The organism is Pedobacter sp. AK017, from assembly GCF_014200825.1.
Taxonomy (GTDB): Bacteria; Bacteroidota; Bacteroidia; order Sphingobacteriales; family Sphingobacteriaceae; genus Pedobacter; species Pedobacter heparinus.
In genome coordinates this window covers 202,025-215,333 of record NZ_JACHCW010000001.1, presented here as the reverse complement: position 1 = coordinate 215,333, position 13,309 = coordinate 202,025, and the positions used below count along the sequence as shown (strand labels likewise).

Annotated in this window: 17 protein-coding genes; 10 read left to right on the top strand and 7 right to left on the bottom strand. The window is 41.2% G+C overall.

The annotated features are described in order from the left end of the window. Positions 1-26 precede the first annotated feature (26 nt). Entirely contained in the window at positions 27-1,583 is a 1,557-nt protein-coding gene (locus HDC92_RS01050; protein WP_015807535.1) for a glycoside hydrolase family 28 protein, read from the top strand. 37 nt (positions 1,584-1,620) lie between these two features. Here HDC92_RS01050 and HDC92_RS01045 read toward each other — a convergent pair whose 3' ends face one another. After that, positions 1,621-2,319: an ElyC/SanA/YdcF family protein gene (locus HDC92_RS01045; RefSeq protein WP_183871728.1), complete on the bottom strand. Its 699-nt coding sequence runs from the start codon at positions 2,317-2,319 to the stop codon at positions 1,621-1,623. 129 nt (positions 2,320-2,448) lie between these two features. Here HDC92_RS01045 and HDC92_RS01040 point away from each other — a divergent pair, with 129 nt between their 5' ends. Next, positions 2,449-3,213 (top strand): Ku protein, encoded by a 765-nt coding sequence (locus HDC92_RS01040; RefSeq protein WP_183871726.1) that lies wholly within the window; start codon positions 2,449-2,451, stop codon positions 3,211-3,213. Positions 3,214-3,223: 10 nt separating this feature from the next. Here the strand turns inward: HDC92_RS01040 and HDC92_RS01035 are convergent, their stop codons facing one another. Continuing rightward, positions 3,224-3,808: a DUF4142 domain-containing protein gene (locus tag HDC92_RS01035; RefSeq protein WP_183871724.1), complete on the bottom strand. Its 585-nt coding sequence runs from the start codon at positions 3,806-3,808 to the stop codon at positions 3,224-3,226. A 132-nt stretch (positions 3,809-3,940) separates the two neighbouring features. Here HDC92_RS01035 and HDC92_RS01030 point away from each other — a divergent pair, with 132 nt between their 5' ends. Next, on the top strand, positions 3,941-5,941 hold the full coding sequence (locus tag HDC92_RS01030) for a sensor histidine kinase (RefSeq protein WP_183871721.1): 2,001 nt from the start codon (positions 3,941-3,943) through the stop codon (positions 5,939-5,941). A gap of 33 nt (positions 5,942-5,974) precedes the next feature. After that, positions 5,975-6,154 (top strand): hypothetical protein, encoded by a 180-nt coding sequence (locus HDC92_RS01025; protein WP_183871719.1) that lies wholly within the window; start codon positions 5,975-5,977, stop codon positions 6,152-6,154. 78 nt (positions 6,155-6,232) lie between these two features. Here HDC92_RS01025 and HDC92_RS01020 read toward each other — a convergent pair whose 3' ends face one another. Further along, the gene (locus HDC92_RS01020; protein WP_183871717.1) at positions 6,233-7,216 is read right to left on the bottom strand and encodes a PAS domain-containing protein; all 984 of its coding nucleotides are present in this window, start codon (positions 7,214-7,216) and stop codon (positions 6,233-6,235) included. A 154-nt stretch (positions 7,217-7,370) separates the two neighbouring features. On the opposite strand from HDC92_RS01020, the gene HDC92_RS01015 reads away from it, so the two are divergent. Continuing rightward, complete coding sequence (locus HDC92_RS01015) at positions 7,371-7,811, top strand: SRPBCC family protein (protein WP_183871715.1); 441 nt, start codon at positions 7,371-7,373, stop codon at positions 7,809-7,811. Then, positions 7,798-8,130, top strand: coding sequence for an ArsR/SmtB family transcription factor (locus tag HDC92_RS01010; protein ID WP_015807543.1), 333 nt, complete (start codon positions 7,798-7,800; stop codon positions 8,128-8,130). The genes HDC92_RS01015 and HDC92_RS01010 overlap by 14 nt, the downstream gene beginning before the upstream one ends. Positions 8,131-8,219: 89 nt before the next feature. Here the strand turns inward: HDC92_RS01010 and HDC92_RS01005 are convergent, their stop codons facing one another. After that, a complete protein-coding gene (locus tag HDC92_RS01005) occupies positions 8,220-8,393 on the bottom strand; it encodes a hypothetical protein (RefSeq protein WP_183871713.1) in 174 nt (57 codons plus the stop codon). A 336-nt stretch (positions 8,394-8,729) separates the two neighbouring features. Here HDC92_RS01005 and HDC92_RS01000 point away from each other — a divergent pair, with 336 nt between their 5' ends. From HDC92_RS01000 to HDC92_RS00985, 4 genes are all read left to right on the top strand, one after another. After that, positions 8,730-8,921 (top strand): DUF3606 domain-containing protein, encoded by a 192-nt coding sequence (locus HDC92_RS01000; protein WP_015807545.1) that lies wholly within the window; start codon positions 8,730-8,732, stop codon positions 8,919-8,921. An 11-nt stretch (positions 8,922-8,932) separates the two neighbouring features. Further along, positions 8,933-9,244 (top strand): hypothetical protein, encoded by a 312-nt coding sequence (locus HDC92_RS00995; protein ID WP_183871711.1) that lies wholly within the window; start codon positions 8,933-8,935, stop codon positions 9,242-9,244. 186 nt (positions 9,245-9,430) lie between these two features. After that, positions 9,431-9,658: a hypothetical protein gene (locus HDC92_RS00990; RefSeq protein ID WP_183871709.1), complete on the top strand. Its 228-nt coding sequence runs from the start codon at positions 9,431-9,433 to the stop codon at positions 9,656-9,658. 513 nt (positions 9,659-10,171) lie between these two features. Continuing rightward, a complete protein-coding gene (locus HDC92_RS00985; RefSeq protein ID WP_183871707.1) occupies positions 10,172-11,239 on the top strand; it encodes a glycoside hydrolase family 130 protein in 1,068 nt (355 codons plus the stop codon). A gap of 63 nt (positions 11,240-11,302) precedes the next feature. On the opposite strand, the gene HDC92_RS00980 is transcribed toward HDC92_RS00985, so the two are convergent. Genes HDC92_RS00980 through HDC92_RS00970 form a run of 3 tightly spaced genes read right to left on the bottom strand, consistent with a single transcriptional unit; the run spans position 11,303 to position 13,266 of the window. Beyond that, positions 11,303-11,806, bottom strand: a complete 504-nt coding sequence (locus HDC92_RS00980; protein WP_183871705.1) for a CinA family protein — start codon at positions 11,804-11,806, stop codon at positions 11,303-11,305. A gap of 27 nt (positions 11,807-11,833) precedes the next feature. Next, on the bottom strand, positions 11,834-12,505 hold the full coding sequence (locus HDC92_RS00975) for a DUF6766 family protein (RefSeq protein WP_015807549.1): 672 nt from the start codon (positions 12,503-12,505) through the stop codon (positions 11,834-11,836). Between the two features lie 2 nt (positions 12,506-12,507). Next, positions 12,508-13,266 carry an SDR family oxidoreductase gene (locus HDC92_RS00970; RefSeq protein WP_036673930.1) on the bottom strand — a complete coding sequence of 253 codons (759 nt, stop codon included), beginning with the start codon at positions 13,264-13,266 and terminating at the stop codon, positions 12,508-12,510. Positions 13,267-13,309 lie beyond the last annotated feature (43 nt).

Sequence of the window (13,309 nt, the reverse complement as noted above, 5' to 3'; positions counted from 1 at the left end):
GTAACTTATAATAACTAAAAAATATAATGATCCGAACGGTTAAATTGAAATTACTGGTTAGTTTATTCATGATTGCAGCTTTTACAAATTTTGTAAAGGCTGCTGATTTTAACATTTTGAAATATGGGGCTATTGGCGATGGCACTACACTCAATACGGAAGCGATACAAAAAGCTATTGATGCCTGTTATCAATCCGGTGGGGGTAAAGTGATCTTTCCTGAAGGAAGGTTCCTTTCAGGCACCATCGTACTTAAAGATAACATTACCATTCATTTTGAAAGAAATGCAGTGTTGCTGGGCAGTACTGATCTGAAGGATTACAGAAACCTTGACCCCTTTACTGAAGGACTGGGCATTGATGTGGGCTGGGCTTTACTGGTTGCTGTTGATGCCAGGAATATAGGACTGGAAGGCGAGGGAACTATAGACGGGCAGGGATCTGCTATAAAGGAAAAGCACATTTTAACAGATACCCGACCGGAAGGACAACGCTGGGGGCTAAGGCCATTTTTGGTACGCATTGTACGATGTGACGGGGTGACTGTGAATGGTGTTACACTTAAATATGCAGGTGCCTGGACATCGCACTATTTCCAGAGTAAAAACCTACACATAGAAAATGTAAAGATCATGAGCGTTGGGGTAGCACATAATGATGGGATAGGCATTGACGGCTGTCAGGATGTAGTGATCAAAAACTGTGATGTGGTGAGCGGAGATGACGCACTGGTATTTAAAACTACCTCCAGTAAAATGGCCTGCAGAAATATAGAGGTAAGCGGATTGCGCCTGAAAAGCAGTCAGGCCGGGATAAAAATGGGAACAGAATCCATGGCTGCTTTCGAGAACATTAAAATTTCTAAATGCCATATTTATGAAACCAGGAACGGGGGAATTAAGTTGCTTACCGTAGATGGTGCAAATCTACGCAACGTAGAGATCTCAGACATTACGATGGAAGATGTGAGGACACCTATGCTGTTTCGTCTGGGATCCAGGTTAAGTGTTTTTCGCAAAACAAGTGATACTAAACAACCTACAGGTACATTTGAAAATGTAGTGATCAGAAATGTTAAGGCCAATGCTGCTGCAAATGCCCAGTTAATGCCGCCATCCGGTATTTTAATCACAGGGGTTCCCGGTCACTACATCACTGGTTTAACATTGGAGAATATTGAGATCAGTCTGGCCGGTGGAGGTTTGGCAGAACATGCCCGTCAGGCTGTACCAGAAGCTATTGACCAGTATCCCGAAGTGAAAACCTTTGGCCCTCGTGTGCCTGCATATGGTGTTTGGGCAAGGCATGTAAAAGGATTGAAGCTTAAAAATGTGAAATTTAATCTTGATCACAATGATCTTAGACCAGCATTGGTGTGTGAGGATGGTATAGACATTGAAGTGTCTGAATGGAAGCTTCCTGAAACTTCTGGTGCTGAATCGATCATCAGACTGGAAAATGTTCAAAATGCAATCGTAAAAAACATTTCTGGTAAGGTTACTGCCAAAAAATTTGTGCTGGTTGAAGGAAATAGCAAAAACGTCAGCCTTAAGGACAACAAAATTTCGGGTACCACCAATTAACCACTTTATCTGTAGCCTGATATGGATCGCTCTATTGTCAGGCTACTGATAAAGATTTTTGTTCAGCAATGCGCTTTATATAGGCCAGGGATGCTTCTATTTCGGCTATAGGAAAATCTCCTCTTTGTCCGTAGGTCTGTAACCTTAAATATTCTCCCCATACCAGTCCGCGGCCATACGCCGTCCTCCACCACATTTGCCTGCTGATCGGGTATTTTAAATAATCGGTAGGAAGCGGTAGCGGAATACAATGCAGCATTACTGAGGGGAAAAATCTTTTTAAGGATAAAGCAGCTCTCGTAGTGGCATAAGAATGCGCTAAAAAAGTCATACTCCGGATATTTTTGAAAGAATATACTTTTTGTGCCTCAACGATGTTTTCTATAATGTTTTTTGATTTATTTTCTGTATAGATTTGTTTATCTGGATATTTTTCAATCGGAATATAGGATTTGATCTGGGCTGATTCAGCTTCTTTTTTATAAAAGGAACCATTATAATTGGCCACACCGCCTGTAATTACCACCTGGTTTACCAGTTCCGCATTTAGCATATAGCTAATGATATCAGCAATTTCCCGGTGCTGAACGTTGGAGCCAAAAACAAAAAGTACATCAGATGGAACCAGGCTTTCTTCCTGAAAGCATAGACTGGTTAATGCCTCAATCAATTCTTTATCCATATCCGGACTTTCTGCTACTTTTACAATTTCTCTGACTAGTTCTTTTGACTCCATACACAATCAATTTTTATTTAGACGTTACAGGTGGCGGATATGCTACAGTTTTGGAAAAATATTTTTTGAACCTTTTGACCTGCCGCTTGTTTTATAGCAAATAACAGTTAGCGACATAAATAAATACAGATGAGATCGATATGGAAAGGATCAATTGGCTTCGGTCTGGTCAATATCCCGGTAAAATTATTTTCAGGGGTGCAAAATAGTCAGCTTGATCTGGATATGCTTGATGAAAGGGACCACAGTAACATTAAATTTAAACGGATAAACGAGAAGACTCAGAAAGAAGTCCCTTATGACAAAATTGTTAAAGGTTATTTTTTGAAAGACCGTTATATCGTGCTGGATGAGCACGACTTTGAAGAGGTAAAACCAGAAAAGACCAAAGTGATCGAGATTGAAAATTTTGTAGATATAACAGAGATCAATCCGGTTTATTACGAAACGTCTTATTATACCCAGCCAGAAAGTCAGGGTAAAAAAGCCTATGCTTTATTACTTAAGGCTTTAGAAAAATCTAAAAAAGCAGGCGTAGCACGTTTTGTGTTGAGGAACACAGAAAATTTATGTGTTATTCATCCGCTTAACGGAATCATCGTAATCACTAAAATTCGTTTTCAGGAAGAAATACGCGATCCCAAAGAACTGCAGTTGAAGGATTCCGTTACCATCAACCCAAAAGAACTACAGGTTGGGCTTGCCCTGATCAAACAATATACTACTGAATTTGACATTAGTGCTTTTAAAAACGATTATTCTAAAGAACTGTTAAAGATCATAAAATCAAAAGCCCAGGGCAAAAGGGCAACTGTTAAAAAGATCAAAACTAAAAAAGCGGCAAGTGATGATTTGTATGACCAACTTATGGAGAGCTTAAGCAAAAGAGCTTAAGCCCTATGCTTTATTTCAGCTTATCATTTAAGCTGGTAGCCATTTTATAATGAGATTCAAGGGTACGCAAGGTACTGATCGCAAAATTCTGCAATGGCGTATCGCCTGAAGTTGTAGCAGATTTAAACAGGTCCAGTGTTTTGACATGGTCTTTTACCATCATGCCCATATAATGCTTATCAAACTCATTTGCCTGCATGTTTTTCATCTCAGCAATGTGATCCAGATCGGTCTTAGGGAGCGCTGCAGGTAAAGTCATTTTTTTACCCTCAGCCAGTACTTTAAGTCTTTCAGCAATTTTAGTATGGTCCTTTACCATTTGTCTGGCAAAATCCTTAATACCGGGATTCGCTGATTTCTCGATGGCTATTTTTCCGAGTTCTATTTCTTCCATACCCCCAAGGGCAGCTTCGTTTAGAAAATCAGCAATACCTGCGCCCCGGTTTAAAGCCGTGGTATCTGTAATGGTATGGGCTTCCATTGACGAATCAATTACTTCTGATTGTATTTCCCTGGTGCTTTTATTGGCGTTTTGACATGCCTGCAGCATACAAAAACTAATTGCTATTATAGCCGGTAAGTTTATCGCTTTCATGATATAAAGTATTAAAGGTTAGTTGCATATATTACAATTGAAATGAAAAATTGTTTAAATTGGTTAAAGTAAATCGTCTGCATATGCTTTATTTCCACTGCTTAATATTAACTTTGGGCATTAACCAAATTTATGCGCTACGCTCTGATTTTGCTAGTTTATCTGGCCTCGTTTAGTTGGGGCTATGCTCAGCCATTGATCAATCTCAATGACAGTTCACCCTATTCTAATATTGGCAGGTCTGTCAGCTATCTGGAGGATAAAACAGGCGGGTTAAATCTTGCTGCTGTAAAAGCATTGGATAAAGGGGGTAGATTTTTAAAATCGGATGCTGAGATTTTGGCCTTTGGCAATCGCCGGTCAGCTTTTTGGATGAAACTCAATTACTTCAATAAAAGTGATGGAAAGGCATTTTTAGTAATAGATGTCCCAAATGTGGAATCTATTGATCTGTATGCTGATTTGCCAGGTAGCCATCAGTTACACCTGCATACGGGAAGCCTCTCTGTTAAAATGAAAAGGGTAGTGGCCTCAAACAATTACATTTTTGATTTAGGAGGTGCCGATGACATCCACCCCGGCATTCAAACCGTTTATATCCGGGTAAAAACAAATAATATCCTGCTGTTGCCGGTTAAACTTGTTACAGCAGAAACCCTGATTGCTGAATCGGCGCTTAAAACGCGCTTTGAGGCCATGTATATCGGTGCACTCATCATCTTGTTCTTTTTTAACCTTTTTCTTTATCTGAGTTTTAAAGACCATATTTATTTTATTTACAGCATCTATGTCGGATCCCTGTTTATTTATCTGATCTTCTATATCAGGGGGTATGGATATGTTTTCGGAACTAACTTTCGTGCTTTTATCAATCTTTATCCACATATCTTTCTCAGCGTATCCTGTCTGGCCTCTGCCTTGTTCTCTATCAATTATCTGGAGTTAAAAAAAAGGATCCCCGGTGTGATCCGTATATATAATGTTTTGATCTTTTGCTGGTTGGTTATTCTTGTACTTAGTATATTAGGCTATAAAAGTGCCATATCAGGCATTGTAAATTATCTGTTGATGTTATCCAGCGTTTTTTTATGGATAAATGGCTTCTTGTCCTACCGTACCGGCCATAAAGCAGCCTTATATTATATACTGGCCTGGGCTTTTGTCTGCATTCCAATTTTATTTGTTACACTTACTTTATCAGGTGTATTTGCTTATCATGATTATACCTTTTACATTGTCCCCGCCGGTACTACCATTGAACTGCTGCTGCTGTCTTTTGCGCTGGGCGACCGGTTCAATACCATCAGAAAACAGAATATAAGGTTGATTACTACGCAAAAAGAAAGACTGGAGAAACTGGTACAGGGCAGGACGCTAAAACTGAACGAGAGTGTTAAAATGTTAAAAGAGCGGACACTAAAACTCAATGAAACCATAGAGACCCTGGAAGAAACCAATGCCGTAAAAAATAAACTTTTCTCTATCATAGCGCATGATCTGCGCAGTCCTTTTAACAGTCTTTTGAGTATTTTCTCGCTCAAAGATATGAACCTGCTTACGTTTGAAGACCTTAAAATGTTACTGAACGAAAGCAGAAAAAGCATTGATACCATTCACAATACGCTAAATAACCTCCTTTACTGGGCAAAAAGCCAAATGGAGGGGGTAACTGCATTTCCTTCAAATCTTGATCTGAAGGAAATGATAAGCAATTTGCTATTGGTATATCAGCCACTTATAACGAGAAAATCAATCGGAATTGCATTTCTTGCAGATCAGCACATAGAAGTTTATGCCGATGAAAACCAGATTCAGCTGGTTATGCGTAACCTGATCGACAATGCAATCAAGTTTACACCCTTTCAACAAAACATAACCATCTCGCTGAAAAAGGATGCCACACATGCCCATATCATTGTCACTAACCCTGTTTCCGGGGCGGTTGCCATCAATCAGGATACCTTTAGTTCAGGTAAGATACATAATCCAGCGTATGGTACGGCCAATGAAAAAGGTGTTGGGCTAGGCCTGCATTTATGTAGGGAATACATTCAGCAAAACGGTGGAGAACTTATTGTAGAGCTCCGTTCTGATCAGGTATCATTTTCTTTTAGCCTTCCCGTAGCCAGGTAGTCTGTACAAGGCTTGCGGTATGAATTTTACCAGATGATCATTAAAGGTAAGCAGGAAGGTGTGATTGTGGGTAAAAACCTCAAATCAGACCCTACTTTCGTACTTGGACGTACTTTGTTCGAAGCTTGCGCACACCTGGCCCATAAAAAGGGTACTTTTTACGAACAAGCTACGACCAAGGTATTGAGCAGCGAACAGCAAGGTGGCAAATAGAATAAAATCAGACTATAATTTGTTTATTTTCAATCGATTGTGCTTTTTTTTTCTGTCTGTAAATTTAATTTTCTTTGATTAATTTATGGTTTTCTGTGCATGTTCTGTTATGTTCCGTACTACATCATCCAGGCTTTTCGCCGCTTTTTTTAATTTTTCTATTACATCTGCATTGTATGAGTTTTCATTGACCAGCTCTACAAGGCCCAGTATGTTGGAAAGCGGGGACCTCAATTCGTGCGATTGTATCCATGATATCTTTTTTAGTTGTTCGTTTTGTTTTTCAATCATGCTCATGTACCTGGATTGCTCAATCTGATTTTTCTTTTGCTCAGTAATGTCAACAAAATAAATGGCCAGGCCGTCTTTTTTGGGATATACATGCATCGATCCCCAAACGCCAAGAGGTGCATAGCATTCTTCAAAATGTACACTTATTTTTTCCTCTAGCGCACGTTTGTATTCCTGATAAAACCGTCCTTCTTTTGATCCGGGAAAAAATTCCCAGAGGTTTTTTCCTAACAGATCGGTTCTTTTACAGTTCAGGATCCGTTCTGCCTCTTTATTGATGTAGGTAACTTCCCAGTTTTCGTTCATCGCATAAAAGCCATCGGTGATGCTTTCCAGAATATCGGCAATCTCTTCGTTTTTTTCTTTTAGCGCATTTTCTGCCTTAACTTTTTGATCGATGTCAATTGCCATGACTACCCTGGCCACTCTGTTCTGGAAAATATTGCAGTGTGCATAAATATGAACGAAGAACTCTTCGCCATTTTTACGGATGTGTTTCCACACTCCATAGTCGGAATAAGCAGCCCTTACTTCCAGGATAGCTTTTTTGAACCGCTCAACCTCTTGTGCTGACCTGATTTGCAAGGCACTCATGGATAGGAATTCTTCTTTTTGGTATCCGTATTGATCTAGAGCTGCTGCGTTTACTGCAAGAAATTCATGAGTATGTAAATCAAAGATGTACATTGGCGCGGGGTTCTCCTCAAAAATTCGTTTAAAACTGGCCGATTCTGCATCGTTCGGATTTGCATTAACAGGGAGATTGATCATGATTGTATGCTAAAAAGATAAAATCAATGTAGTAAAAATTATAATTAAAAACGGAAGTTTAATCATTTGGAACATTTCTGAATTTTTTAATACGTTTAAATTATGTAACTTCAAAATTACTTATTACATTTGTGTAACTTCAAAATTACGCATTATGGAAAATCACATCAGACACAAATGGTTCTTTAATCACCCGCCTGCGGTTGTTTGGCAATACCTGACCGATTCTGAACTGCTCGCACAATGGTTGTTGCCTACAAATTTTAAACTGGAGATTGGGCATAAATTTGTTTTCGGGGCTAAGCCGATCCGCCGTTTCAGTTTCGATGGCAGGATTTACTGCCAGCTCATTGATTTTGAGCCGGAGAAAATGTTAAAGTATTCCTGGCGGGGAGGTGCTGGAGAAGATGTCAAACTGGATTCGATGGTGACCTGGACGCTGGAGCCCAGGGATGGCGGTACTGAACTAACTTTGCTACATGCTGGTTTCAAAGGTTTGAGGAATTATTTGCCGTACCTGCTGATGGGCAAAGGCTGGCTGAAAATTGCTAAACGCCTGGCAAAAAGAATGGAGGAAGAATATGCAACATCCTAATTTAGACGCTTTTCAGGTAATTGCAGATGGGAGCAGGCGGGAGATCCTGCATATGTTGACAGAAGGTAGTATGAGCATCAATGCCATAGCAGGAAAGTTCGAGATCAGCAGACCTGCGATTTCCAAGCATATCAAAATTTTGGAGCATGCCGGGTTTTTGACAATTGAAGATAGTGGGAGGGAGCGTTTTTGTATGCTCAGCCAGCAGGGATTTACTGAACTCCGGGACTGGCTGGAATATTATGATAACTTTTGGAAACAGAAACTGACTAAACTCGAAAGCCTAATGGATGCAGGTCACAAAGAGGGAGATTTATAAAACCTAAGCGCCTGCTCGTTTGCCATCTGTTGGGCTGATACCATTGGGACACAAGTGTAAAGCTACCGCGCAATTATAGATAAAAGCGTTTATTGTTCTTTATCCTTTTTTGGCTGGAATAGTTCGGCGCACTTTCTTAGCGTTGCATTGAGTGCTTCATTTAGTTCCCGTGATTTCTTTTTCAGGGCAGCGCCTTTACGGGAAAGGGCACGTATCTTACGGGTGTAATCGTGTGCTTTTAATGAGTCAGGGGTAATCTTCATGGGCTTTCGATTTTCATCAAGTTAATCAAATTAAATCTTAAATCCATGCTTTGTTGAAAACTTCAGCATTCAAATCTGCTGTTGTTTCAGCAGTGCTTCGATTTTTATAGAACAATCTTGCATGGCAATTGTAATACAAATAAATAGAAAGGAGCTGGCATAATGAAAGAGAAAACCCTTAGCCCGGTTAAGCAGAAGAAGCCACATGGGCAAAAACTAAAAAAATTATATCAACGCATATTGAAGGCTCAAAAAAGTATCATTCTACCGATATGGAGCGTACAATTTGGCGAACTAAAGTTTAAACAATAGTATTCAACCTTAAACAGAAAAACGATGGCAAAAAAAGGTGCAAAAGTGGAACGGAGTCAAGTGAACTCTTCCCAACCCTACGAAGTGAAGTATCTGGCAGATAAGCTGGGCGTAAGCAGTCAGGCGATAACCGGGGCTAAACGAGCTACTGGTTCCAGTGACCGCAAGGACATAGAAGCCTATCTGAAAAATAAGCAAAGTAAAAGTAAAAAATAGTTAGACCGGATATGAGTGAGGAAAAGAAAAACACAGGTTCTTTGCTGTCAGGGCAGGAACCTCATCAGAAGGAAGATTTTGATCAGGCTGAAAGAGCGAGTGCTGCTTCTTTTGAACTTGATCCTGATAAAGGGATTACTCCTGACCCGGAAGAATATAATCAGGGAGATGAGCAGGGTAATATAAAGCAAATGCCTAAAGCAGATCATGTTGGTTCAGGCGGATTTGATCCGGTAAATGCTAACCCGGATTTAGATGCCGGAGCATCTGATGTAACCACAGAAGATCTTAAAAGCCTGGAAGCACTAGATAGAGACCACTGAGTTTCCTGTGATCAATCCATAACATGATCCGAGATACATCGGTTGCTTTCTTGTCTCGTTTTAGTACGTTTTGTTTTTTTAACTACTTGAAAATAGGTGTATTATGTTATATTTTTTTTATAAACGCTAAACCAATTAAGTCTGTTTGTTGTTTTTATACTGGTAACAAACTTAAAATCTAATGTTATGAAAAAGATTATGATCACATTATTGCTGGCTATGTTTTGCTGGTCAGCATTCGGTTGGCAAGTTCCTCCGCAGGATACCACAAAAAAACGTCAGGATAGTTCAAAAAAACATTCCGTAAAGTCAAAAATGCCTAAAATGAAACATCCTTGGAAAGACAGTACTAAAAAGGACTCGGTCAAACGCAAAATGATGGACACTACTCGGAAGATTCCACCAGTGTTTTAATTGATAAGCTTTCATTTAAAGATTAATAAAATAGGTATAGTTATTTATGGTTTTACTATTTGATAGCAGGTCTTATTCCTGCTATTTTTATATCAGGTATTATCGTTTTTTTTATTAAGGGAAATCAAGATCAAAGAAAAAGGTTGAACCAACACCTTCTTTGCTACTGATCTGGAGCTGGCTGCCATGATGAGCAAGGATCTCTGAGGCCAGGTATAATCCGATACCCAATGATTCGCATTTGATGAAGATGTAGCCGACACTGGGTGAGTATTTGATGGCGTTGCTTAGCAGATTGCTCAGTACCTGCGTTTACTGAAGCATTCAACTCGTGGTGGATGCGTGTCTTTTCCTGTAGATCTACGATTTTAAAAAACTGGCGTAATCGGCATGGAACTCTCTTTCAGGGATGGAATCAGTCTTTCAAATGTAGAAAGGAAAGTTAGTTTGAAACATTTTCCTCATGGCGGTGGTTAATGTCTAACCCGGATATACTGTTATCTGTTTTTGATTATGAAAGATCTTGCCCAACGTTTTCCTGAAAATCCCCTGCTGCTACCCAAAGACCTCAGTCCGAGTGCCTCAGGGTTGCAGATCATTTGCCTGCTGAATCCTGGGGTATTCAGGTTTGAAGGAAAAACATGGTTGCTGGTTCGCGTAGCAGAAAGTGTAAAACAGGTAGAAGGTTGGGCCTTTATCCCCTTGCTGAATGATGAAGGCATACTGGAAATCATCGAGGTGCCCTTAAATGATCCTGATCTGATCGCATCTGATCCACGGGTGTTCAATTACCAGGGCCTGGATTACCTGACCACCGTTTCTCACCTCAGGTTGCTGAGCAGTGAAGATGGTGTTCACTTTCAGGAAGAAGCAGGTTACCCAGGTATTTTCGGACAGGGTAAGCTGGAAAGATTTGGTATTGAAGATTGTCGTGTCGTCCTTCTGGATGGAAAATATTACCTCACCTATACCGCTGTATCTGATAACGGAGTAGGAGTAGGCATGCAGATCACTACAGACTGGAAACATTTTGAGCGTAAAGGAATGATTTTACCTCCGCACAATAAGGATGTGGCTCTTTTCGAGGAAAAGATCAACGGAAAGTTTTACGCTTTACACAGGCCCAGCAGTAAGGACATCGGGGGCAATTACATCTGGCTGGCGGAATCTCCGGATGGCCTGCACTGGGGCAATCATCAATGTATCATCAAATCCAGGCCGGGTATGTGGGACAGTGCAAGGGTCGGAGCCGGTGCTGCACCCATCAAAACTGAACATGGCTGGCTGGAAATTTACCATGGTGCCGATGCTGAACACCGGTATTGCCTTGGCGCACTGTTGCTGGATCTGCACGATCCTTCCATTGTACTGGCCAGAAGTATTGAACCAATCATGGTACCTACAGAGAAATATGAACTCAGCGGGTTTTTCGGATTTGTGGTGTTCACTAATGGTCATGTAGTGGAAGGTGACCGGCTAACCATTTATTATGGTGCTGCTGATGAGTTTGTTTGCGGCGCCCATTTTTCGATCAATGAAATCCTGGGGTCTCTGGGCTTTGGTGTGTTCCCGGGCGTTTGATCCGGATGCGGTAAAATAAAAGATGTTGTCCAAATAACCGTTGAATATAAAATTGAGGCTTAATTACTTATTTTTTGCCTTTAGGTATTGATGCAGCTGCCTGGCCAGAAAGGTGATCGTTTGTGATATAATCTCGTCTGGATTTCCCTGGAAGACGATTCTTTCGTCAAGAATTTGCTGTTGCCCTTGGATTCCATGAAGGAACATAGTTCCTACGGGTTTCCATGGGGTTTCGCTTCCGCCCGGCGCAGTGAGTCCTGTGCAGCCAATGTGAATGTCGGCTGGAATTAATTTTTGAATTCCTTGGGTGATCGAGCGGGTGACAGTTTCGGATTCAGGGGTAAATTCTTTGAGCTGTTTTTTAGGGACTTTAAGCAAACTGCATTTTAAATCCGCATCGTAACAGACGATGCCGCCTTTTAGAAATTTACCGGCATCAGGTACCATGGCGAATTCAGCGCTGATGCGGCCCGCGGTCGCGCTTTCAGCGAAGGCGATGGTCAGTTGATGCTGGATCAGTAATTTACCGCATCGTTTTAAATCTGCGTCATCTATGTCTTTTTTCATGGATTTCTTGTTAACTAATAGATGTGGCTACTTCCCGGTTTCCAGATCCGGGGCATCCACGGGTTTGGATTCGGGAGATCCTTTTTGTCTCAGATAGATGGTCAGGAAAACAATAGAAGCGACTGAAAGAAACTCGCTTTGCCAGTTTTGGAAGGTTTCAAACCAGAACTCTGCCTGTCCCAGGTAGGCGGTTACGCTTTCTTTTGGAAGGTGCTTTGCCAGTTGTTCGACGTTGTGATTCTGCCAGCTTCCATAAAGGTGCGTGGCCCAGCTCGCCAGGAAAAGGATCGCGAAACAAATGGAAAGCGAATTGCTGTATAGCTTTAAGATCCATCCGCCTTTTCGTACTGCCCAGGGTGCATCTTTTGATGGCTTTGGTTCACGGTCTACCTCTTCGGGCTTGTCCAGGCTTTTCGATTCTGCTGAACCAATCTGGCGCAATGATACGGTCAGTAAAACGTATAAGGCCATTTGCAGGAATTCGCTTTCAAAGTTTTCGAAGGTGGCGGAAATGAAATGCCCGCTTTGTAAATAAGTTGTCAAACCGATTTCTGCCGCATGGTCTTCCTTCAGATCCTGATTGTGTTTTTTCCAGCCGGTAAGTGCCTGTGCGGCCAGGGTTGCGATAAACAGAGTCAGGAATACGATGGTAAGTCCGTTTCTGTAAAAATAGCTGTGTTTTTTTGATCCTGGTTTCATGGTTAGATAATTTGCAGGTGAGGTCTGATCTGTAAGGTAATGACGTCACATCTTTGCGGCTGAGAAAGGCAATACAATACACTCATCGCAATGTCTTCAGCCTTGAGCATTTCCATAGCTGCTATTTTTTTACGTTGTTCATCTGAATCTTCTTCAATCATGTCCGATCCGACCAGTCCGGGTTCGATGAGGCTCACCTTGATGCCTAGTTCATTCACTTCTTTTCTGAGCGCTTCGTTGAAACCCTGGATCCCGGCTTTGGTAGCTACGTATACAGAACTGTCTTTGCCACGTTCATCGGCACTGATGGATCCAATGTTGACAATGTGGCTGGAAGTGTTTTCTTTCATGCGTTTTACAGCTTCATTACAGCAGGCCATATAACCCAGCAAGTTGGTGTTGACGATGTATTGCCAGTCCATGTATGTTCCTTCCATGATGCTTTCATAGGATAATGCAGCGTTATTGATCAATATATCCAGGCCTTTGAACTGGCTGTCTACCATTTCAAATATCCTGCTAATGTCTTTTTGATCAGCGATATCGGCAATCATACCTAAGCATTCTGTTTCTTGATCGAGCCTTCTGATGGCTTCCATTGTTTCATCAAGGGGCTGTTGGTTACGGCCAAAAGTCATTATCCTGGCGCCTTGTGAAGCGAGCAGGATTGCTGTTGCGCGCCCGATGCCGGTTGTTCCACCGGTGATGAGTACTCTTTTTCCTTTAACTGATCTAGGAAGGTATGTGGTTAATGAATCCATAGCTTTTGTGTTGATTAGGAACGTGTTAAATCCTGAAGTCGGG